This window comes from Dactylosporangium cerinum (assembly GCF_042653625.1).
Classification (GTDB): Bacteria; Actinomycetota; Actinomycetes; order Mycobacteriales; family Micromonosporaceae; genus Dactylosporangium; species Dactylosporangium cerinum.
Genome location: NZ_JBHSIU010000066.1, coordinates 555,643 through 575,141, shown reverse-complemented (window position 1 = coordinate 575,141; position 19,499 = coordinate 555,643). Strand labels below are relative to the sequence as shown.

Annotated in this window: 23 protein-coding genes; 9 read left to right on the top strand and 14 right to left on the bottom strand. The window is 72.7% G+C overall.

What is annotated here, in order from left to right:
• Positions 1 to 456, top strand: a complete 456-nt coding sequence (locus ACFPIJ_RS44995) for a pyridoxamine 5'-phosphate oxidase family protein (RefSeq protein WP_380125347.1) — start codon at positions 1 to 3, stop codon at positions 454 to 456.
• 3 nt (positions 457 to 459) lie between these two features.
• Here ACFPIJ_RS44995 and ACFPIJ_RS44990 read toward each other — a convergent pair whose 3' ends face one another.
• The 6 genes from ACFPIJ_RS44990 to ACFPIJ_RS44965 all read right to left on the bottom strand — a co-directional run bounded on the left by ACFPIJ_RS44990 (position 460) and on the right by ACFPIJ_RS44965 (position 6,651).
• On the bottom strand, positions 460 to 1,683 hold the full coding sequence (locus ACFPIJ_RS44990) for an ROK family protein (RefSeq protein WP_380125345.1): 1,224 nt from the start codon (positions 1,681 to 1,683) through the stop codon (positions 460 to 462).
• 306 nt (positions 1,684 to 1,989) lie between these two features.
• On the bottom strand, positions 1,990 to 2,748 hold the full coding sequence (locus tag ACFPIJ_RS44985) for a FadR/GntR family transcriptional regulator (protein ID WP_380125343.1): 759 nt from the start codon (positions 2,746 to 2,748) through the stop codon (positions 1,990 to 1,992).
• An 11-nt stretch (positions 2,749 to 2,759) separates the two neighbouring features.
• The gene (locus ACFPIJ_RS44980) at positions 2,760 to 4,010 is read right to left on the bottom strand and encodes an amidohydrolase family protein (RefSeq protein WP_380125341.1); all 1,251 of its coding nucleotides are present in this window, start codon (positions 4,008 to 4,010) and stop codon (positions 2,760 to 2,762) included.
• Between the two features lie 11 nt (positions 4,011 to 4,021).
• A complete protein-coding gene (locus ACFPIJ_RS44975; protein ID WP_380125339.1) occupies positions 4,022 to 4,828 on the bottom strand; it encodes a class II aldolase/adducin family protein in 807 nt (268 codons plus the stop codon).
• Positions 4,829 to 4,949: 121 nt separating this feature from the next.
• Complete coding sequence (locus ACFPIJ_RS44970; protein WP_380125337.1) at positions 4,950 to 6,002, bottom strand: hypothetical protein; 1,053 nt, start codon at positions 6,000 to 6,002, stop codon at positions 4,950 to 4,952.
• Positions 6,003 to 6,117: 115 nt separating this feature from the next.
• Positions 6,118 to 6,651: a TetR/AcrR family transcriptional regulator gene (locus ACFPIJ_RS44965; RefSeq protein WP_380125335.1), complete on the bottom strand. Its 534-nt coding sequence runs from the start codon at positions 6,649 to 6,651 to the stop codon at positions 6,118 to 6,120.
• A 61-nt stretch (positions 6,652 to 6,712) separates the two neighbouring features.
• Here ACFPIJ_RS44965 and ACFPIJ_RS44960 point away from each other — a divergent pair, with 61 nt between their 5' ends.
• A complete protein-coding gene (locus tag ACFPIJ_RS44960) occupies positions 6,713 to 7,192 on the top strand; it encodes a DUF1772 domain-containing protein (protein ID WP_380125333.1) in 480 nt (159 codons plus the stop codon).
• Between the two features lie 140 nt (positions 7,193 to 7,332).
• On the opposite strand, the gene ACFPIJ_RS44955 is transcribed toward ACFPIJ_RS44960, so the two are convergent.
• From ACFPIJ_RS44955 to ACFPIJ_RS44935, 5 genes are read right to left on the bottom strand one after another with little or no spacing between them, the layout of a single operon-like run.
• The gene (locus tag ACFPIJ_RS44955) at positions 7,333 to 7,551 is read right to left on the bottom strand and encodes a 4Fe-4S dicluster domain-containing protein (protein ID WP_380125331.1); all 219 of its coding nucleotides are present in this window, start codon (positions 7,549 to 7,551) and stop codon (positions 7,333 to 7,335) included.
• Entirely contained in the window at positions 7,548 to 8,258 is a 711-nt protein-coding gene (locus ACFPIJ_RS44950) for a GntR family transcriptional regulator (RefSeq protein WP_380125329.1), read from the bottom strand. The genes ACFPIJ_RS44955 and ACFPIJ_RS44950 overlap by 4 nt, the downstream gene beginning before the upstream one ends.
• Positions 8,255 to 9,025: a thiamine pyrophosphate-dependent enzyme gene (locus ACFPIJ_RS44945; protein WP_203850707.1), complete on the bottom strand. Its 771-nt coding sequence runs from the start codon at positions 9,023 to 9,025 to the stop codon at positions 8,255 to 8,257. Before ACFPIJ_RS44945 ends, ACFPIJ_RS44950 begins: the two co-directional genes overlap by 4 nt.
• Complete coding sequence (locus ACFPIJ_RS44940; RefSeq protein WP_380125327.1) at positions 9,022 to 10,086, bottom strand: hypothetical protein; 1,065 nt, start codon at positions 10,084 to 10,086, stop codon at positions 9,022 to 9,024. The genes ACFPIJ_RS44945 and ACFPIJ_RS44940 overlap by 4 nt, the downstream gene beginning before the upstream one ends.
• Positions 10,083 to 10,631: a 2-oxoacid:acceptor oxidoreductase family protein gene (locus tag ACFPIJ_RS44935; RefSeq protein WP_380125325.1), complete on the bottom strand. Its 549-nt coding sequence runs from the start codon at positions 10,629 to 10,631 to the stop codon at positions 10,083 to 10,085. The genes ACFPIJ_RS44940 and ACFPIJ_RS44935 overlap by 4 nt, the downstream gene beginning before the upstream one ends.
• Before the next feature lie 84 nt (positions 10,632 to 10,715).
• On the opposite strand from ACFPIJ_RS44935, the gene ACFPIJ_RS44930 reads away from it, so the two are divergent.
• Both ACFPIJ_RS44930 and ACFPIJ_RS44925 read left to right on the top strand, forming a co-directional pair.
• Positions 10,716 to 11,822, top strand: coding sequence for a zinc-dependent alcohol dehydrogenase (locus ACFPIJ_RS44930; RefSeq protein ID WP_380125323.1), 1,107 nt, complete (start codon positions 10,716 to 10,718; stop codon positions 11,820 to 11,822).
• Between the two features lie 174 nt (positions 11,823 to 11,996).
• Entirely contained in the window at positions 11,997 to 13,436 is a 1,440-nt protein-coding gene (locus ACFPIJ_RS44925; protein ID WP_380125321.1) for a class I adenylate-forming enzyme family protein, read from the top strand.
• On the opposite strand, the gene ACFPIJ_RS44920 is transcribed toward ACFPIJ_RS44925, so the two are convergent.
• Together ACFPIJ_RS44920 and ACFPIJ_RS44915 are read right to left on the bottom strand one after the other, a co-directional pair.
• Entirely contained in the window at positions 13,396 to 13,704 is a 309-nt protein-coding gene (locus tag ACFPIJ_RS44920) for a DUF7489 domain-containing protein (protein ID WP_380125319.1), read from the bottom strand. The genes ACFPIJ_RS44925 and ACFPIJ_RS44920 overlap by 41 nt on opposite strands.
• Positions 13,705 to 13,707: 3 nt before the next feature.
• Positions 13,708 to 14,529 (bottom strand): tetratricopeptide repeat protein, encoded by an 822-nt coding sequence (locus ACFPIJ_RS44915; RefSeq protein ID WP_380125317.1) that lies wholly within the window; start codon positions 14,527 to 14,529, stop codon positions 13,708 to 13,710.
• A gap of 162 nt (positions 14,530 to 14,691) precedes the next feature.
• On the opposite strand from ACFPIJ_RS44915, the gene lepB reads away from it, so the two are divergent.
• Positions 14,692 to 15,225, top strand: coding sequence for a signal peptidase I (lepB, locus tag ACFPIJ_RS44910; RefSeq protein ID WP_380125315.1), 534 nt, complete (start codon positions 14,692 to 14,694; stop codon positions 15,223 to 15,225).
• A gap of 7 nt (positions 15,226 to 15,232) precedes the next feature.
• Here the strand turns inward: lepB and ACFPIJ_RS44905 are convergent, their stop codons facing one another.
• Positions 15,233 to 15,793, bottom strand: coding sequence for a TetR/AcrR family transcriptional regulator (locus ACFPIJ_RS44905; RefSeq protein ID WP_380125313.1), 561 nt, complete (start codon positions 15,791 to 15,793; stop codon positions 15,233 to 15,235).
• Positions 15,794 to 15,834: 41 nt separating this feature from the next.
• Between ACFPIJ_RS44905 and ACFPIJ_RS44900 the strand changes: the two genes are divergently transcribed.
• The 4 genes from ACFPIJ_RS44900 (at position 15,835) to ACFPIJ_RS44885 (ending at position 19,488) form a co-directional block, all read left to right on the top strand.
• Positions 15,835 to 16,734: an alpha/beta fold hydrolase gene (locus ACFPIJ_RS44900; protein ID WP_380125311.1), complete on the top strand. Its 900-nt coding sequence runs from the start codon at positions 15,835 to 15,837 to the stop codon at positions 16,732 to 16,734.
• A gap of 273 nt (positions 16,735 to 17,007) precedes the next feature.
• Positions 17,008 to 17,370, top strand: coding sequence for a hypothetical protein (locus ACFPIJ_RS44895; protein WP_380125309.1), 363 nt, complete (start codon positions 17,008 to 17,010; stop codon positions 17,368 to 17,370).
• A 147-nt stretch (positions 17,371 to 17,517) separates the two neighbouring features.
• The gene (locus ACFPIJ_RS44890; RefSeq protein WP_380125307.1) at positions 17,518 to 18,387 is read left to right on the top strand and encodes an alpha/beta hydrolase; all 870 of its coding nucleotides are present in this window, start codon (positions 17,518 to 17,520) and stop codon (positions 18,385 to 18,387) included.
• A gap of 78 nt (positions 18,388 to 18,465) precedes the next feature.
• Positions 18,466 to 19,488, top strand: a complete 1,023-nt coding sequence (locus tag ACFPIJ_RS44885; protein ID WP_380125305.1) for a methyl-accepting chemotaxis protein — start codon at positions 18,466 to 18,468, stop codon at positions 19,486 to 19,488.
• Positions 19,489 to 19,499 lie beyond the last annotated feature (11 nt).

Genomic DNA, 19,499 nt, shown 5'->3' with positions numbered 1-19,499 from the left:
ATGACGGCATGGCGGGACGTCGAGCAGGCCGCACCCGAGTTCGCGCAGCGGGTGCGGGCCCTGTTCGAGGCGCACCGGCACCAGACCGTCGCCACCCTGCGGGCCGACGGGTCGCCGCGGATCTCCGGCATCGAGGTGGTCTTCACCGACGGCGACCTGGTCTTCGGTTCGATGGCGCGGGCGCGCAAGGGCGCGGACCTGCGCCGCGATCCGCGCTTCGCCCTGCACAGCGCCACGGTCGACCCGGTCGAGGGCGCCGAGGCGGCGTGGCCGGGCGAGGCGAAGATCGCCGGCCGGGCGGTCGCCGCGGGGCCGATCACCGACGGGCCGGACGGCGACCGCTTCCGCGCCGAGATCGCCGAGGTCGTGCACACCCACCTCAACGACGCGGCGACGCTGCTCGTCGTCGAGTGGTGGACGCCCGCGCAGGGGCTGCGGCGGGTCGAGCGCGAGTAGGGTTCAGCCCGTGGCGGGCACGGTGGTCGGGTCGTCGATCATCCGCTCGATCACGGCGCCGGCGCCGCCGCGGGCCGCCGCGGTGAACCCGAGGTCGGAGGCCACGAAGTGGCAGCGGGCCGCCGGCGACGCCATGGCGAGCCGGGTCAGCTGCGCCTGCGCGGCCGGCAGCAGATGGTCGGCGAGGTCGGCGAAGTAGCCGCCGAGGACGACGACCCGCGGGTTGAACAGGTTGACCAGGATCGCGCCGCCGTGGCCGAGCCACCGGCCGATCCCGGTCACCGCGTCGACCGCCGCCGGGTCCCGGGCATCCAGGCGGCGGCGCACCTCGGCGATGCGTTCCTGCGGGTCGGGGATCGGGCCGTCGCCGAGTCCGTACGCGAACTCGGGCGTGATCCGGCGGACCAGCTCGGCCAGGCCGACCTTGGTCTCCCAGCAGCCGGTCCGGCCGCAGCCGCACGGGTCGCCCACGGGTTCGACCGGCAGGTGGCCGATCTCGCCGGAGAACCCGTCGGCGCCACGCAGCAGGCGGCCGTCGACGATGGCGCCGCCGCCGACGCCGACGGAGCCGGTGAGGTACACGAGGTCGGCGGTGCCGGCCGCGACGCCCCAGGTGAACTCGGCGAGCGCGGCGAGGTTGGCGTCGTTGTCCACGCCGACCCGCAGCCCCGGGTCGAGGCCCTTGGCCAGCCGGGACACGACGGGGACGTCGCGCCAGCCGAGGTTGGGCGCGACGACGACCACGCCCCGGGCGACGTCGACCAGGCCCGGCACCGCAACGGTCAGCCCGACCGGGGTCACGTCCCGCGCAACGAGCTCGGCCAGGGCCTGGTCGGCGGCCTCGGCCAGGTCGTCCAGGCAGCCCTCGACGTCGCGGCGGGCGGCGTCGAAGCTGACCCGGCGCTCGACGACGGTGCGCCCGGTCAGGTCGCAGCCGTGCACCGCCAGGTAGTCGACGTTGAGCTCGATGCCGACCGCGCCGAGCTCGGGTGACAGCGCCACGCCGCGGCCCGGCCGGCCGGCGGTGCCGGAGCGTTCCAGCCCGGTCTCACGGACCAGCCGGCGGCTGAGCAGCTCCTCGACCAGGCTCGACACGGTGGTCTTGTGCAGGCCGGTGGCGGCGGCGATCGCGGCCCGGGATCCCGGCCCGGCGGTGCGGATGTGGCGCAGCGTCCGGCTGAGATTGGCCCGGCGCACCGCGAGCTGGTCCGCCGGTTCCGTGCTCATCATCGCTGCCTCGCCCGTCCAATGGTCAGTTACCCAGCATGCTCGCGCCGAAGTGCCGCATACCGATAGCTTTTCGAAAATACCCGCGCCCGTCGCCAAGGTGTGTTTGGTAGGTGGGGTCGGTGCGAGGCGAGGGCCAGCGCCTGGGCTGGGCCGGTCCGGCGCAGCACGCCGGGCCAGCCTGGGCGAGTCGTCGGGGCCGCGCCGGGTGCGCCCGGATACCGGTGTTGTATCCGGGTGTGACCGGCGTGGTTCCAGGCGGCGTCTGGGTCCGCCGCAGCCCGGCATCCACCTACCAAACACACCTTAGGGCTGGCGGCGGATGAGCGCGGCGTCGATCACCGCGGCCGGTCCGGCCGGGCTGGGGTTGCGCTGGGCGGCGGTGAGGTGCTCGGTGACCAGCCGGTGCACCTCGTCGGCGGCGCCCTGTTCGATGAGCGCGAGGATCCGCCCGTGCACCTCGCCGGCGGCCCGCCGTGCGCGCAGCGGGACCCCGGTCGTCTCGCGGATGCGGGTGGCCCAGTCCTGCTCGTGGCTGGACCACAGGGCCTCCAGGGCCCCGGCGAGCACGATGAGGGGCGGGTTGCCACACAGGCCCACGAGGGCCTCGTGGAAGCGCCGGGACACGCCGACGACCTCGACCAGGTCGTCGATGCGGGCGAGGTACGCCTCATGCAGCTCGCGCAGCACGGGGACCACCGCGGTGGAACGATCGGGCCGGCCGGCGCACAGGGCGGCGCAGGCCGGCTCGACGTGGCGCAGTGCGGTGGCGACGTCGTCGATGCCGGCGCGCTGCGCGGCGAGGACGAGTCCCAGGTTGTAGCCGAGGTTCGCCGGGGAGGGCCGGTGCACGACCGCACCGCCGAGCCGTCCCCGGCGAACCGTGATGAGGCCCTCGGCCTCCAGGATGCGCATGGCTTCGCGGAACGTCGGCATGCTCACCGGATACCGCTGGATCAGCTCTTCCGACTTCGGCAGCGGGGCGCCGTCGGCGAGCTCACCGCGCACGATCTGACCGCGGATGTGGTCGGCCACCTGCTCGGCGAGCCGGTCGGTGGAGACCATGGGGCCGCAGTTTAGTACGCGTCGGGGTCGTTCTGGACCGCGGGTGGCACCGGGTGCCGGTACACCCTGGAGGCGTTCTCCCAGGTCATCTTCCGCACGTCGGCGTCGGGCAGGCCGCCGATCTCCTCCTCGATGGTGCGCTGGGTGTGCGGCCAGGTCGAGTCGCAGTGCGGGTAGTCCTGCTCGAGGAAGATGTGGTCGACGCCGATGACGTCGCGCAGCGCGAAGGACGACGGGTCCTCGACCGCGCAGAAGTAGAAGTTGCGCAGCAGGACCTCGGCCGGGGTCAGCTCGATGCCCTTCCAGGTCCCGTACATCTCGTGGTAGCTGAGCATGTGGTTGAGCCGGTCGACGAGGCCGGGCACCCAGCCGATGCCGCCCTCCGACAGCACGATCTTGATGTCGGGGAACCGGACCGGGATGCGGGAGTAGAGCCAGTCGACGGCGGAGAACATGGAGTACCCGAAGAACAGCACGCCCACGACGTCCGGCGGGGCGTCCGGGGCGGTCGACGGCGACGTGCCGGACGAGCCGATGTGCAGGTTGATGACCGTGCCGGTCTCCTCGCAGGCGCGCATGATCGGGTCCCAGTGCCCGGTGTGCAGCGACGGCATGCCGAGCAGGTGCGGCGCCTCGGTGAACGTGACGGCCTTGAAGCCGCGTTCGGCGTTGCGGTAGATCTCCTTCGCGCCGACCTCCGGGTCCAGGAAGTACGGCAGCTGGCACGGGATCATGCGGTCCGGGTACGCGCCGGACCACGCCTCGATGTTCCAGTCGTTCCAGGCGCGGGTCGCCGCGAGGGCCAGCTCGGTGTCCTTCGTGGACAGTTGCAGCCGCTGGCCGGCGAACCCGGGCAGGAACGACGGGAAGCACAGCGAGGCGTACACGCCGCTGAGGTCCATGTCCTTGATGCGTTCGTGGATGTCCCACGAGCCGCGGCGCATGTCGTCGAAGCGGCTCGGCTCCATGCTGTACTCGTCGACGGGCCGGCCGACGACGGCGTTGAACCCGACGTTCGGGAACTCCTTGCCGTCGTAGATCCAGACGTGGCTGCCGTCCTGCTCGACGACCCGGGGCGTCTGCTCGGCGAACTTCGCCGGCATCCGTCCCTCGAACGCGTCCGGCGGCTCGACGATGTGGTCGTCGACGGAGATGAACGTGTACTTGCGGGGCTGCCGGGGCGGGTCCGGCAGGAAGGTCACCTTCGAGCGGTCGGCGACGGTGAACGCGGTGTTCTGCAGCAGCTCGTCGATGGATGCCATGGCGTCGCCTCTCAGTTCAGGACTTCGGGTTCGCGGCGCAGCAGGGCCCGGACGGCGCCGGCCCAGTACACGTCGGTGCCGCGCTCGATCAGTGACTTCTTCATGCCGTGCCGCAGGCCGGGGGCGATCTCGAGGGGGTCGCGGCCCAGCAGCATGACGTCGTAGGCCAGGCGGCAGGCGCGGTCGATGCTCGCCGACCGGTAGGTCGCCTCCTGGATCGTGGGGGCAGTGACGATGATGCCGTGGCTGGCGAGGATGACCACGGAGGCGTCGCCGATGCGGCGGGCCAGGTCGGCGCCGAGCGCGGCGTCGTCGACCTCGCCGGTGTACTCGTGCACGAGGGCGAGGTCACCGTCGTACATGCACCCGGTCTGGTGCACGATCGCCGGCAGCACCCCGATCGCGGCCAGGACGGTGACGTAGTAGGGGTGGTTGTGCACGACGACGCGGGCGTCGGGGCGCACCCGGTGCAGTTCGGTGTGGATGTGGATGGCCGGGGTGACGTCCCACCGGCCTTCCAGGACGGTGCCGTCGCGGTCGACGACGCACAGGTCGGCGGCGGAGATCTCCTCCCACCACAGGCCCCACGGGTTGACCCACATGGCGCCGTCGGGTCCGCCGTCTTTGAGCATGGTGATGTGGCCGGCGATGTTCTCGCTGAAGCCGCTGTGGCCGAGGATGCGGAAAGCGCAGGCCAGTGCCTGCCGCTCGGTGAGGTCGACGCCGATCGGCGGCGTGATGCGCGGCGACCAGGTGGCGGTCCCGCCGTCGCGCATGGGCGCGTCGGCCGGGCCGACAGGTGCTGTCGTGAGTGTCACGGCTCACCTCCAAATCTTTTAGAAGATTAAGAGGTGCGGTACCGCAAAATCAAGCAATCGCTTGGTTGTTTTGGATCGCCCCGCCGTCCTGGGCGGTGGACGGCGGGGCGGGACGTGCCGGTCAGGCGTTCGAGTTGGCGCTGATCAGGAAGCCGGTGTTCACCGGCGCGCCGCCGCTGTTGTAGCAGGCGACGTCGCGCACGATGGTGTCGGTCGCGGTGTGCGTCCACGGGAAGAGCAGGTTGCAGAACTCCGAGCTCCCACCGGAAGCGGTCACCTGGACGTTGTCCGGCAGGACGGCCAGGCGCGGGAAGGTGACCAGCGACAGGCCGACACCGGCCCCGGCAAGCGTGTTGACACCGAAGCCGAGCTGCGAGTTGAAGTTCGTCGCCGGCGGCCCGACCGGCGGGCGGAACCACAGGTAGCCGAAGTAGCGCGGCGGCCAACCGGCGCCCCACAGCGACTGGTTGTACTGGTACGTGAGAGTGAAGCGGGTCTTGAACGGCGCGCCGGTCGAGGTGAAGCAGGCGACGTAGGCGACCTGGCCGCCCGGGCTGGACGCCCAGTTGCGCACCTTGCACCGGGCGGGCGTGCTGTTGACCGCGGTGACCTGGAGGCTGCCGTCGATCGGCCCGGCCGTCGACAGCCCGGGCAGCTTCACCTCGTAGACGCCGCCGCCGAGCGGGGTGACGCTGTTGATCGCGCCGACGGAGTTGTACTGGTCGATCATCGTGCCGGTCGCGTCGTTGAAGTCGACGTAGCCGAACTCGCCGTTGATCGGGCCGGCCGGGCCGGAACTGCTCTCGAAGAACGCGCTGAACGCCGTGGGCGCGAGCGCGCCGCCGGGCTGCGAGCACAGCACGACGACGATCTCGTCGAGGCCGGACGGCCCCCACTTGACCGCCTGGCAGAACCGGGGGCCGGTGTTGATGGCGGTCACGTGGACCACGCCACCCTTGGCGGCCTGGCCGGGGAACTTGATGGTGTAGACCCCGGACGGGCCGGCGGCGACACTGGTCGCGGCGGGCCAGGTGCCCGACGCGACGGTGGCGGCACCGTTCCACAGCACGAACCCGTGCGCGTCGGGCAGCGCCGCCGAGGCCGGCGAGGCGGCGACGGTGACCCCGGCGAACACGGTGGCCAGCGCGATGGACAGGGCGAACAGCTTGCGCATGGACCCTCCTTCTGGCGGAAAGGAGCGGACAGGACCCACGCAGGCAATCACGCCTATCGATTGCTTGGCATCACCTGCGACGCTTTGCCGACAGTGCCATGTGCAACGGCGGCGGTCAGGCGAACAGCTCCACCAATACGGTGAGGCGGTCGGCCTCGAGGTCGGGGCGCAGGCGGCCGTGGCGGGCGAGATCCGCGATGCCGTGCAGCGCGCTCCACAGCGTCTCGGCCCGGGCCTCGTCGCCGCCGACCACGGCCGCGATGGCCGCGAAGCCTGCCAGGAGCGCCTCCGGCGTCTCGGTCGTGGCGAACGGCAGGTCCGTCGGGCCGGAGAACATGGCCTCGTAGACCGCCGGGTGCCGCCGGGCAAACGCGAGGTACCGCTCGGCCAGCGGTCGGACCCCCGCGGGCGCGCCGGCGAGCTCGGTCGCGATCTGGGCGAAGCCGTCGAGGGCGACCGCCCGCACGATGCCGTCGCGGCCGTCGGGGAAGTGGCTGTACAGCACCGGCTGGCTGAACGCGATCGCGTCGGCGAGGCGCCGCACGGTGACCGCGTCCCAGCCGTCGACCTCGGCGATCTCGCGGGCGGCGGCGACGATCCGGTCCCGGCGCGCCGCCCGGGCGACCTGAGCCTTGGTTGGTGGCTTCACAACTCAATGCTAGCAGTGCTAGATTCCTAGCACCGCTAGATTTCGACTGAAGGAGCCACCGATGCTCGTCCTTACCGTTGCCCTCGCCGTCCTCGCCGCGGTCTGCACCGCCGTGATCTTCGGTACCGATGTGCTCGGCGCGGTCGTGATGCGCCCGGCGTACGCCGAGATCGACGACCAGGCGATGGTCCAGATCGTGGGGCGCAGCCACCGGCTCGGTGGGCAGCGCCTGCCCGTGCCCGGCGTGGTGAGCGTGGTCGCCGCCGCCCTGACCACGCTCAGCGCCCTGATCGCCGGCTGGCTCGCCGCCGGGCTGGCTGCGGCCGTCGGGCTGGTGCTGCTGCTGGCCTGGCTGGTCATCTTCAACCGCATCTCGCTGCCGATCAACAAGGTGCTCATCGCCGCCAGCGAGGCCGGCGAGACCCCCGCCGACGCCCGGTCGCTGCAGGCCCGCTGGGACTCGGTCATCACCCTGCGCGCGGTCCTGCAGGGCACCGCACTGGTCGGCTTCTGCCTGGCGATCGCCCTCGCCGGGCGCTGAGGGCGGGTTGTGCGTCGATGGATGCGCTGGTACTTGTGGCGCATGCCGAAACCGACCGGAACGCGCCTGACCGCATCGGCGGCCGCGGTGGTGATCGCCGCGGCCGCCCTGTGGTGAATGAAGGACAAGCAGCCGCCGGGCTAGGTCGCCGGGGTGTACCGGTAGACGGCGAAGACGAAGTCGGGGCAGACGATCTGGCAGGCGGTGCAGCCGGTGCAGCCGTCGTGCAGCTCCGGATACCGGTAGCCCTGCTCGTTGACGGTCGCGGACATGCTCAGCACGTTGGGCGGGCAGGCGGCCAGGCACAGCTCGCAGCCCTTGCAGCGGTCGACGTCGATGATGAGGGTGCCACGGCTCATGAAGTGATTCCCTTCAGGACGGCCGCCGCGTCCGTCCACTCCGGACTGTCCGCATCGGACGGCGGGAACACTCCCCGGCGGCGCAACGCGGCGACGGCGTTGTCCGCGCTGAGGCGCAGGTGGGCCAGGGCCGCGGCGCCGGCGGCATCGGGGTCGCCGGCGCGGATGGCGGCGTATTCGGCGTGCAGGGCGGCGCGCTCGGCCGGCAGCGCGTCGTCGATGGAGAACCGGGCCGCGACCGGAACCAGGCCACTGAACGTGCGCAGCAGCGCCCGCAGGTGGTTGCGGGCGCCGGCGACGTTGACGACCCGGCGGAACTCCCGGGCCAGGGACTCGAACTCGCCGGGGTCGTCGCAGTCGGCCAGCCGCTCGTCGAGCTTCGCCAGGTCCGACAGGACCGCCGGGTCCCGGCGCGCGGCGACGCGGCGGTTCGTGAGGGCGCTGAGCATGCCGTACAACTCGAATGCCTCGCGGATCGTGGCGTCGTCGAACTCGGCGACGAACGCCCGCTTGTAGTGGGCGCGCTCGACCAGGCCGTCGCGTTCGAGCTGGATGAGGCCCTCGCGGACCGGCACCCGGCTCACGCCCAGTCGTGAAGCGATCTCGTCGAGGTCGAGGCGCTGGCCGCTGCGCAGCTCGCCGGCGAACAGCAGGTCCAGGACATGGGCGGCGACCGCCTCGCTGGTGTTGGCACGGTGCAGGGTCACCGGGTCACCAGCTCACCGATGCCGTACGTCTGCTCCATCGTGCCCTGCTGATAGGTGGGACCCTCGGCGGTCGGCACGAACCAGCCGGTCGGGCACATGGTGAGGATCTCCACCAGGCTGAAGCCGGCGCCGTCGAGCTGGGTCTGGAACGCCTTGCGCAGCATGCGTTTGGCCTGCAGCACCCCGGCGGCGGTGGAGACGGCACCGCGGGCGACGTAGGCGCTGCCGCGCAACGACGCGACGAGGTCGGCGACCGGGATCGGGTAGCCGTGCAGCTCCGGGTCGCGGCCGTCGATGCTGGTCTTGGTGCGCTGGCCGAGGACGGTGGTCGCGGTCTGCTGGCCGCCGGTGTCGCCGAAGACCCCGTTGTTGAGCATCACGCAGGTGATGTTCTCACCGCGTGCGGCGGCGTGCAGCACCTCCTGCAGGCCCTCGTTGGCCATGTCGCCGTCGCCCTGCAGGGTGAACACGGCGACGCCGGGCCGGACCCGCTTGATGCCGGTGGCGCAGGCGGGGGCGCGGCCGTGCAGGCACTGCAGGACGTCGACGTCCATGATGCGCACGAAGCTGCCGTAGCAGCCGTGCCCGACGACCCCGATGGTGCGTTGCACGATGTCGAGCTCCTGCAGGACCTCCAGGAGGATGCGCAGCGCGACGGGTTCGCCGCAGCCGGGGCACAGCGAGTGCTCGCCGAGCAGCAGGCTGGGCTTGAAGTCGGCGACCTGCTTGGCCGGGAGGACCGGCGGTCCGGACGTGTCGATGATCATGTCGCACCACCTAGGATTCGTTGGCGGATCGCGGGGGCGTCGAGCAGGGGGCCGTAGGAGAGCCCGGACTCGGCGATGCTGACCCCGCCGACGAACCGGACGGCGTCCCGGTCGGCGGCGTGGATGCGCACGTCGTCGAGCATCTGCCCGGCGTTGAGCTCGAACACCAGGACGTTGCGGGCGCCGGTGGTGGCCCGGCGCAGCGCGGCGCCCGGAAACGGCCACAGGGTGACGGGGCGGAACCAGCCGATGCGGTGGCCCTCGGCGCGCAGCCCGGCCACCACGTGCTCGACGAACTTCGCGGCGGTGCCGAACGCCACGACGACGGTCTCGGCGTCGTCCACCATGGACTCCTCGTGCCGCTGCTCCTCGGCGGCGATGCGGTCGAACTTGTCGGCGATCGCGCGCCAGTGCCCGTCGGGTCCCGGGCCGGGGTCGTTGGCCTTGCCCATCGCCCAGGTCCAGATCTGGCGGCTGCGGCCGGTGCCGCCGCCGGTGCCGTCCAGGACCCAGTCCTTGGCCGGCAGCGGGCCGAAGTCCAGGGTCTGGACGTCGACGCCGACGCGGGTCTGGGCCAGGAGCGGGTCGCCGTACAGCATGACCGGCGCCCGGTGCTTGTCGGCGAGGTGGAACAGCAGCTGGGTGTGCTCGACCGCCTCGGGGACGTCCTTCGGGGCGAGGGTGATCGTGCGGTAGTCGCCCCAGCCGCCGCCCCGGGTCGCCTGGAAGTAGTCCTGCTGGTTGCGGGCCAGGTTGAACACGACGAACGGGGTCTCGTTGAGCGCGGCCTCGGCGATCGCCTCCTGCATCAGCGCGATGCCCTGCCCGCACGAGCCGGTCGCGGCGCGGGCGCCGGCCGCGGCGGCGCCGAGGGTCATGTTGACGCCCTCGATCTCGCTCTCCGCGTTGAGGCAGACCCCGCCGGCGGCCGGCAGCCGCCGCGACATCTCCTCCAGCAGGCCCGTGAACGGCGACATCGGGTAACCGGTGAAGAACCGGCAACCGGCGGCGATCGCGGCCTCGGCCATCGCCGCGCCCCCGTCGAGCAACTCCAGGCTCATGCAGTGACCTCCACTGTCGCGGCGCCGGCGGCGATCGCCCGGGCGTTGGACTCGGCGTGTTGGCGGCGGTACGGCGGGAGCAGCTCCTCCATCGCTGCCACCAGCGCGGCCGGCTCGACCATCCGCGCCAGGGCGTTGTAGGCACCGAGCAGCACGAAGCCCGATGCCTGCGGTGCCTCGACCGCCTTCGCCGCGGCCATCGCGTCGACCGCGAACACGCGCAGGTCGGGGCGGAAGCCGCCGGGGTCGACGAGCGGGGTGTTGGCCACGACGATGCCGCCGGGGCGCAGCCGGTCCTGGACGCCCTCGGCGAAGCGGTGGTGGGCGAAGATCGCCGACCACGCCGACGGCAGGATCGGCAGGGCGTGCAGCGGGGCGTCGCCGACGACGACGGCCGCCTTGGACGGCCCGCCGCGCATCTCGCCGCCGTAGTCCGCGGCGAGCATCGCGTAGCGCCCCTCCCTGGTGGCGGCGAGGGCGAGGGTCTTGGCGAGCAGCTGGATGCCCTGCCCGCCGACACCGGTGACCATGAGCTCCCGCTCCATCCCGCCTCCCGATCACTTGACGTCGTTTGAATATTGAATACAAAATCTAACCGCACCGTCAAGCACGGCCGAGGAGAGCACGACATGCGGGCATTGGTACTGCACGGCTTCGGCGAGACCACCGTGGAAGAGGTCCCCGACCCCGTCCCCGGGCCGGACGAGGTCGTCATCGACGTCGTCTGCGTCCAGCCGAGCGTCACCGAGTGCATGCTCATCGCCGGGGACCCGGTCGCCATGCACGAGGTGCTCGCCGCCCGGCTGGCGGCCGGGCCGACCCGGTTCGGCGGCCACGAGTTCGCCGGCGTCATCAGCGCGGCGGGGCCGGGGTTCGCGGCCGGCGACCGGGTGACCGCGGTGGAGACCACCGCCTGCGGCACCTGCCCGGCCTGCCGGCGGGACCGACCGGACGCCTGCCCCTCCCCCGGTGTGCTCGGGTTCACCCGGCCCGGGGCCTTCGCCGAGCGGGTCGTCGTGCCGGCGAAGTCCGTCGTCGCCGTGCCCGACGGGGTGACCGCGTCGCAGGCCGCAGCCGTGCAGCCCCTCGCCGGCGCGCTGCACGGGCACGCGATCGCCGACGTGCGGCCCGGGGACAGCGTCCTCATCCTCGGCGCCGGCGTGATGGGGGTGCTGCACACGCAGGTGGCCCGGCACGGCGGCGCCGGGCAGATCATCGTCACCGGGCGCAGCCCGGCCAAGCGGCGGCTCGCCCTGGCTGCCGGCGCCGACCTCGTCATCGACGCGGGCGACGACGTCCACGCCGCGGTGCTGGCGGCGACCGGTGGCGTCGGCGCCGACGTGGTGTTCGAGACCGCGGGCGGGACGCCGGGCGCCGGGCTGGCCGGCACGTCCACATTGGACCTCGCGGCCCGCTGCGTGCGCCGCGGCGGGCGGATCGTCATGGTGGCGGTGCTGCCCCGGCGGGCCGAGGCGCCGCTGGGGCTGCTGCGGGAGCGGTCCGTGGCGCTGCTGCACCCACGGTCCGGCGCGGGTGGGTACTCCCCCGGCGGCGGCGCGTTCGAGCAGGCGCTGCGCCTGGTGCGGCGGGGCGACGTCGACGTCGACTGCCTGGTGAGCCACCGCCTCGAGGGCATCGACGCGCTGCCGAAGGCCCTCGACATCACCGCGGACAAGGCCGCGCACGGCGCCCTCGGCCCGGCCCAGGTCACCATCGGCGCCTGGGACCAGGCATGAGCGGCCCGGAGCGCAGCGGAGAGGCCGCTCATCAGGAGCGCAGGATCAGCTCAGGCCGGCGCCGGAGCGCAGCGGAGGTGACGGCATGAGCGGCCCGGAGCGCAGCGGAGAGGCCGCTCATCAGGAGCGCAGGATCGGCTCAGGCCGGCGCCGGAGCGCAGCGGAGGTGACGGCATGAGCCTGCTCATCGGTGACATCGTCACGCTTGCCGCGCTCACCGCCCCGCACCGCACGGCCGCGACCCTGGGCCCGGACGCCGTCACGTTCGCGGAGCTGGACGTCGCCGGGAACCGGACCGCGAACGCCCTCGCCGGGCTCGGGGTCGGCGCGGGCGACGTCGTGCTGTGGTGCGCCCCGCCGACGCTGCGGGTCCTCGACGTGTTCGTCGCCTGCGCGCGGCTCGGCGCGGTGTTCGCCCCGGTGAACCCCGCGCTGCCCGAGCACGAGCGCGACGCCGTCCGGCAGTACCTGGCGCCCCGGCTCGTACTGTCGGATCGCGCGTTCGGCGAGGCGGACGTCGTACCCCACCCACTGCTGGAAAACGGATCCAGCCGGTTCGAGCGGCGACGTGTGGACGACGCCACGCCGCACATCGTCTACCTGACGAGCGGCAGCACCGGCACCCCGAAGGGTGCGCTCGTCAGCCATCGGGCGAGCTGGCTGCGGGCGGCGCCCGGCGGGGGCACGTTCACCAGCGGGCTGCGCGGGCACGGCGGGGTGGTCTGCACGTTTCCGCTGTACCACTACGGCGGCTGGCACTACGTGATGGAGGCCTGGCAGCACCGCACCGCCGTGCACCTGGTGCGCCGGGCCGACGCCGTCGAGATGATCGACGTAGTGCAGCGGCGGCGGGCGTCGGCGCTCTACTGCATCCCGGCGGTGTGGGAACGCCTCCTGGACCGCGAACACCGCGCCGCCGACCTGCGCTCGTTGCTGCACGCGGACACCGGCACCTCCAGCGTCGCCCTCGACCTGGTCGAACGGATCAAGGCGCGGCTGCCCGGCACGACCACGACGATCCTGTACGGCTCCACCGAGGCGGGCCGGATGGCGGCCCTGCACGACTGGGATCTCGCCCGCAAGCCCGGCAGCGTCGGGCGGGCCGCGACGCCGAACGCGCTGTGGCTGGCCGACGACGGCGAGGTGTGCGTCGCGGGCCCGGCGCTCATGAACGGCTACCTCGGCGCCGCGCCGCTGGCCGGGGAGTACCGCTCCGGGGATCTCGGCCGCCTCGACGAGGACGGGTACCTGTTCCTGACCGGCCGCACCCGCGAGGTGATCCGCACCGGCGGTGAGTCCGTGGGGCCGGCCGAGGTGGAGCACGCGCTGCGCGACCTGCCGGGCGTCCTTGACGTCGCGGTCGTCGGCCTGCCCGACGACCGCTGGGGCGAGGTGGTCTGCGCGGTGTTCGTGGTCCCGGACGGCTGCCCGCCGCCGTCGGTGGCGCAGGTCCGGTCCCATGTGGACGGCCGGCTGGCCGGGTTCAAGGTGCCGCGGCGGGTCGCGGTCTCCGCGTCGATCCCGCGGACCCCGGCGACGGGACAGATCCAGCGGGGACGGCTGCGGGACCTGCTCACGGACCCGCCCGGCGGACCTCCCCGCCCGGGCGTTTGACCACCCGGTCGCCCGGTTGCACGCCGGCATACGTGTCGGCGTCGACCAGGCGGCGCAGCGGCCTGTCCGCGCCGGTGTCGACGACGAGACAGTACTGCATCTCGGCGGAGTCGATGCTGACGTGCACTCCGGCTTCCTTGGCCAGCACGACGCCCTCATAGGCCTCGAGCCGCGCCCGCCGCCGTCCCCACTCGACGAACACCATCAGCGGCCCGAGCCACACCACAGTGCCGGCCAGCACATACAGCACGGTGAGGAAGAGACGCACGGCTCACCGCTCCCGGCTCTGCCAGCGGCGAAACTTGAAGCCGCCCGGCCCGCGGCCGTCGGCCACGTTGACGTCGTCGTCGATCACCTCAAGGTCGGCCATCCCGTCGACCTGATACATGGCGACGAGGTTGCGGATCGCGAGCGGCGCCTGCACCGGATGGTCGGACGTCGCGGCCGCTTCGAACGCCGCCCTGGCGCCCGCCACGTCGCCGAGCGCGTTGAAGAGCACGAAACCGAGGTTGACCGCCGCCTTCGGCGAGAACTCGGGGTGCTGCAGTGCCATCGCCGTGCGGTACGCGCGCACCGCGGCCCCGTGGTCGCCGTGGTGCTGATGCAACGCCCCGAGATTGAACCAGGCGTTGGCCGTGTGGTCCGGATGACCGACGTCGATGGCAGACGCGTAGGCCTCCTCGGCGGCGGTGACGTTGCCGGCGGCGGCGTGGGCGGCCCCGGCGCGCAGCATCGCCGCCGGGTCGCGCCGGTCGCGGGTTTCGCGGTACCGGGCCAGGTTCGCGAGGTTGCCGGCCGCCAGTTCGTTGCCGCGCCGGGCCGCCCTGCGGTAGGCCTGCTCGGCGGCGGCGTAGTCGCGCTGGTGGGCCAGCAGGAAGCCGAGCCGGAACGCGCCGAGCGCACTGCCGCGGCCGTCGGACCGGGTCAGGCACTCGCGGGCGCCGGCGATGTCGCCCCGCTCGAACAGCAGCACGCCGAGATGCGCTCCGGCATCGGCGTCGCCGTCGGCATCGGCCTGCCGGAACAGCCGCTCCGCCGCGGCGAGGTCACCGGCGTGCTCGCGCGCCAGCCCTGCCCGCACCGACTCGTGCATCGCCGCCTCCTTGTGTCGCCTCGAACGCCGGCCGTCGATGCGGTCAGCGTGCGGCCGCCAGGCACGGCCGGTCCAATACCGGTTCGGCTGCGCGCGATAAGCGCGCCTTATGCGGCGGCGGGCGGTCACACGGGGGCGCCCGGCTCTGGCAGGATCGGCCGGATGAGAAGGCCGTGGATGGTGCTGGTCGTTGTCGCGCTCGCCGTCGGCGGGTGCGGGGACGCGACGGGAGACCCGCCCTCGGCCGCGACCGAGCAGTTCACGCAGGGTGGCGTCAGCATGGAGCCGGCGGTCAAGGCCGGGCAGGTCATCACCGTGCGGAAGACCGGAGCGGACTATCAGCCGAAACGCGGCGACGTCGTGGTGTTCCACGGCGACCAGGCGCACTGGGTCGGCACCTCGTCGCCGCTGTTGAAGCGGGTCGTGGCCGTCGGCGGCGAGACCGTCGCGTGCTGCACGGTCGCCGGGAAGGTGACCGTCGACGGTGAGCCGATCGACGAGCCCTACGTGGCCGAGGACGCGGCGCTGGAGGTACCCCCGAACCCGGGCTCCTGCGAGCCGCGCCGGTTCGGGCCGGTCATGGTGCCGAAGGACACCGTGTTCCTCATGGGCGACAACCGGGCCAGGTCGAACGACTCACGGTGCGCCGGGCCGGTGCCGGTCACGGCCGTGTTCGGGGTGATGTCCGGCAACTGAGGCCCGGTCAGCGGGTCCTTTCGGCGCCCGCGATGGCGGCGTCCACGACCGACCACGCCTGCTCCGGGGTGATCGCGCCGACGATCAGCGGGCCCTGCAGTCCACTGATCACCGCGTACAGGCCGACCGCCGACGCCTCGGTGAAGGCGCGCCGGAAGAACGTGTGCGCGCCCGTGTACGCGGCCCGCATCACCTCGGCCGCCTGCGGCTCGGTCGCGCTGTACGCGAGCAGCGCAAGGGTCGCCGCGGACGTCAGGCGACGCTCGTCGTCCACGGGCAGCATCTCGTCGATGACCACCCGCAGCCCGACGGCCTCGTCGGCGGGGTCCGGCTGCCGCGCCATCCGGGCCGCCACCCTGGCGGTGAAGCCGACGTTGATGTGCTGCAACACGAAGCGCAGCAGCTCGGCCCGGGTCGCGAAACACCGCTGCACCGCACCGGCCGACACGCCGGCCTCAGCGGCGACGACGCGGACGGTGGCGGCTTCGATCCCGCGGGTACCGATGATCCGCACCACCGTGTCCGCGATGTGGCGCCGGCGGGCGTCCTGGTCCACAAGCTTCGGCACGTTTTTATGATACAGTCGTATCGGAAACGGGGAGGTGCGACATGACGGTCAAGATAGCCCGCAACGGCGACGTGGAGCTCGCCTACGAGACCTTCGGCGAGGAGGGCGGCGAGCCGCTGCTGCTCATCATGGGGCTGGGGCACCAGATGCTGCTCTGGCCGGACCCGTTCTGCGAGGCGCTCGCCGCGGCCGGCTTCCACGTGGCCCGCTTCGACAACCGGGACTCCGGCCTGTCGACGCACTTCGGCGGCCCGCAGGACAGCGCCGGTCAGCAGAAGTGGTGGCAGGCGCTGCTCGGGCAGGGCAAGCCGCCGTACTCCTCGATGGCGTACGTCGAGGACGCCCTGGCGGTCATGGACGCGCTCGGCTGGGGCTCCGCACACGTCGCCGGCGCCTCGATGGGCAGCGCGATCTGCCAGATGCTGGCCGTCCTGCACCCGCAGCGGGTGCGCAGCGTGACCACCATGATGACCATGCCCGCATCGAGCAGCCTCGCCGCCCTGCGGCACATCAGGTTCGCACCGTTGCTCACGATGGGCGGCCGCCGGTACACCGCCGATCGCGAGGGACAGGTCCAGCGGCTGGTCGACGTCTTCCGCCTCATTGCCTCACCCGACGGCAGCTTCGACGAGCGGTGGGCGCGGGAGGTCGCCGGACGCTGCTACGACCGCCGCCCCTTCGACCCGGCGGCGGAGCGCCGCCAGCTGGCGGCCGGTCGGGCGACCAAGACGAAACTCGACGTCGGCCGGATCACCGCGCCCACCCTGATCGTCTACGGGGAGAGCGACCCGATCGTGCGCCCCAGCGGCCCCAGGGCGTTGCTGCGCAAGGTCCCGGGCGCGCGCCTCGTCACGTATCCGCGCATGGGCCACAACCTGCCGCCGCACGTCTGGGCGCCGCTGGTGGAGCAGATGTCCACGCAGGTCCGGCTCAGCACCTGACCGCTCCCGATCTATGCTCCGTCGGTGCCGTACGACGACCTCCTGGCGCAGACCGACTGGTCCGCGCTCGAGCACGCGTACACCGGCGAACCGGACGTACCCCGACGCGGGAGATTCTCGCGGCGCTGGTGGGTGCGGACGCCGGCCGTCAGGAGCAGGCGTTGCGCGACCTCTACAGCGCCGTCCATCACCAGGGCAACCTCTACAGCGCGACGGCACCCGCGGTCCACTTCGTCGCCGCGGTGCTCGACGGGCCCCCGCACGACGACGCCGGTGCTGGTCCGGCGGGACGGCCGAGGTGTCCGGGCGCCGCTTCGGGTCGCCCTGCTGGACTGGCTGACGTCGGTCCTGCACCACGCGGCGGAGCCCGACGAGCGTCGGCGCGGCTTCCCGGCCGACGTCGACGCGTGTCGCGCCGCGCGCCCGGCCGTCCACCGGGCCGTGAGCGCGCTGCGTGCCGACGCCGATCCGTCGGTCGCCGCCGCAGCGCTGGGCACGCTGCTCGCCTGCCTGCTCGACGCCCCGGCATCATCTACGACGGGGAGTGGGGCGCACGGCTGCGCAGCAAGGCGTTCCCGGACGGCTTTCCGCCAGTCGAGCCGCTCACCGGTGCCCACCGAACGCTGCTGGACGTGATCGCGAAACGATGCTTCGGGCCGGCCGCGCCATCCGTCCTCCACGACCAGGACGCCCGCAGGGCGTTGAGCGACCTCGTCTGACACCGATTCCTTTCGACCACGGCGAGGGTCTTCATCCCGTACCCAATGATGGACGGGAGAGACGATGAACGTGGACGACGACCCGGTGCGCCGGTACTGGACCCGCATGGACGAGCGGTTCCGGGGTCTGAGGGAGGAGACCGAACCGTGGGAGGCGCTGACCGCGGAACCGGCCGGGGTCACCCACCGGGAGGTTTCGGTGGCCGGCGCTGCGGCGCTGTGGGTGGAGCCCGCGACCAGCGATGCGGTCATGCTGTACATCCACGGCGGCGGGTTCATCAGCGGCAGTGTCTGGACGCATCGCAAGCTGGCCGGTCACCTGGCCGCCGCGAGCGGGACGAAGGCGCTGCTGGTGAGCTACCCGTACGCGCCCGGACAGGTGCACCCCGCGCAACTGGACCAGGTGACCGGCGCGTACACCTGGCTGCTCGACCAGGGCAGCGGCCCGCTGGTGCTGGCCGGCGACTCGTGCGGGGGCTGGCTCGCCCTGTCCCTGGCGGTGCGGGCCCGCGACCGTGGGCTGCCGCTGCCGGCTGCGATGCTGCTCATCTCCCCCTGGGTGGACCTGGCCCAGCGCGGCGCGAGCTACCGGTCCAACGCCGACCCGTTCTTCCACAAGGACCTCGTGGACGGCCTCGCCGCCGGCTTCCTCGGCCCGGCGAGCGCCACCGACCCCGGCATCGACCTGCTGCAGGCCGACCTGACCGGGCTGCCGCCGATGCTCATCCAGGCGGGCGGCGACGAGGCGCTGGTCGACGACAGCCGCGCCCTGCACGCCCGGGCCGGGGCGGCATCGGACCTGGAGGTGTTCCCAGGGCAGCAGCACACGTTCCAGATGGCCGCGGGCACGACCGGCGTCGCCGACCAGGCCGTCCAGAACTTCGCCGGCTGGGTGCGGCCCCACCTGGCGTCCCGCTCATTTTCCTCAGCCTGACGCGTCGGGTGCCGATCGGCCGGTGTGACCTCTCCCCCGGCATCACGCAGGCCCGCCCGCTCCATCATGTTCGTCGGATTGAGCGGGCAGATCGGCTCCACGCTGGTCGTCGGGTCGCTCGGGTTCGCCATCCTGTCGTGGACCGACGCGGCGGAGATCAAGTTCTCCACCGCCGTGCTGTTCATCGCGGTGCTCACCGTGATGAACGCCGTCGCCGCGTACCTCGGGATCAAACCCCTGCTCATCTCGGCGCGGACCATCCTCGCGCACCTCGACGCCATGGTGACCGGGGACCTGACCCGGCGGCTCGACCTGCGGCGCAAGGACGAGTTCGGGCTCATCGCCGACGCGCTTGACCAGGCCACCGCGTCGATCCACGGGGTCGTGCGCACGCTGGACCACTCGGCGACCGCCCTGGCCAGCACGTCCGGCGAGCTCAACACGGTCAGCAAGGGCTTCGGCCGCAGCGCCAACCAGTCGAGCAGCCAGGCCCAGGGCATCGTCGCCGCCGCCGAACGGGTCTCCAGCAACATCGACACCGTCGCGACCAGTTCCAGCGAGATGGGCGCCTCGATCCGGGAGATCGCGCAGAACGCGGCCCAGGCGGTGCGGGTCGGCACCGACGCGGTCGACGCCGCGAACGCCACCGATCAGACGGTGGCGCGTCTCGGTGCCTCCTCGACCGAGATCGGCAACGTGGTCAAGGTGATCACCTCGATCGCGGAGCAGACCAACCTGCTCGCCCTCAACGCCACCATCGAGGCGGCCCGGGCCGGCGACGCCGGCAAGGGGTTCGCGGTCGTCGCCGGCGAGGTGAAGGACCTCGCCCAGGAGACGGCGAAGGCCACGGAGGACATCTCCCGCCGGGTCGAGGCGATCCAGCACGACACCGGCAACGCCGTGGAGGCCATCGCACGGATCAGCGACATCATCGCGAAGATCAACGAGTACCAGCAGACGATCGCCGCCGCGGTCGAGGAGCAGGCGGCGGTCACCGCCGAGATGGACCGCAGCGTCAACGCCGCGGCCGGCGGCTCGCGGAGATCGCGCAGGGCATCGCCGGGGTCGCCGACGCGGCCAGCGCCGCCCAGAGCGGCGTGACCGACGCACTC

What these genes read in the sequence shown, in the direction of transcription:
- ACFPIJ_RS44970 (WP_380125337.1), bottom strand. Translation starts at nt 6,002, where the DNA reads ATGCGCAAGCTGTTCGCCCTGTCCATCGCGCTGGCCACCGTGTTCGCC.
- ACFPIJ_RS44995 (WP_380125347.1), top strand. Translation starts at nt 1, where the DNA reads ATGACGGCATGGCGGGACGTCGAGCAGGCCGCACCCGAGTTCGCGCAG.
- lepB (WP_380125315.1), top strand. Translation starts at nt 14,692, where the DNA reads ATGAGAAGGCCGTGGATGGTGCTGGTCGTTGTCGCGCTCGCCGTCGGC.
- ACFPIJ_RS44990 (WP_380125345.1), bottom strand. Translation starts at nt 1,683, where the DNA reads ATGAGCACGGAACCGGCGGACCAGCTCGCGGTGCGCCGGGCCAATCTC.
- ACFPIJ_RS44945 (WP_203850707.1), bottom strand. Translation starts at nt 9,025, where the DNA reads ATGATCATCGACACGTCCGGACCGCCGGTCCTCCCGGCCAAGCAGGTC.
- ACFPIJ_RS44900 (WP_380125311.1), top strand. Translation starts at nt 15,835, where the DNA reads ATGACGGTCAAGATAGCCCGCAACGGCGACGTGGAGCTCGCCTACGAG.
- ACFPIJ_RS44935 (WP_380125325.1), bottom strand. Translation starts at nt 10,631, where the DNA reads ATGGAGCGGGAGCTCATGGTCACCGGTGTCGGCGGGCAGGGCATCCAG.
- ACFPIJ_RS44980 (WP_380125341.1), bottom strand. Translation starts at nt 4,010, where the DNA reads ATGGCATCCATCGACGAGCTGCTGCAGAACACCGCGTTCACCGTCGCC.
- ACFPIJ_RS44985 (WP_380125343.1), bottom strand. Translation starts at nt 2,748, where the DNA reads ATGGTCTCCACCGACCGGCTCGCCGAGCAGGTGGCCGACCACATCCGC.
- ACFPIJ_RS44890 (WP_380125307.1), top strand. Translation starts at nt 17,518, where the DNA reads ATGAACGTGGACGACGACCCGGTGCGCCGGTACTGGACCCGCATGGAC.
- ACFPIJ_RS44915 (WP_380125317.1), bottom strand. Translation starts at nt 14,529, where the DNA reads ATGCACGAGTCGGTGCGGGCAGGGCTGGCGCGCGAGCACGCCGGTGAC.
- ACFPIJ_RS44955 (WP_380125331.1), bottom strand. Translation starts at nt 7,551, where the DNA reads ATGAGCCGTGGCACCCTCATCATCGACGTCGACCGCTGCAAGGGCTGC.
- ACFPIJ_RS44930 (WP_380125323.1), top strand. Translation starts at nt 10,716, where the DNA reads ATGCGGGCATTGGTACTGCACGGCTTCGGCGAGACCACCGTGGAAGAG.
- ACFPIJ_RS44960 (WP_380125333.1), top strand. Translation starts at nt 6,713, where the DNA reads ATGCTCGTCCTTACCGTTGCCCTCGCCGTCCTCGCCGCGGTCTGCACC.
- ACFPIJ_RS44940 (WP_380125327.1), bottom strand. Translation starts at nt 10,086, where the DNA reads ATGAGCCTGGAGTTGCTCGACGGGGGCGCGGCGATGGCCGAGGCCGCG.
- ACFPIJ_RS44925 (WP_380125321.1), top strand. Translation starts at nt 11,997, where the DNA reads ATGAGCCTGCTCATCGGTGACATCGTCACGCTTGCCGCGCTCACCGCC.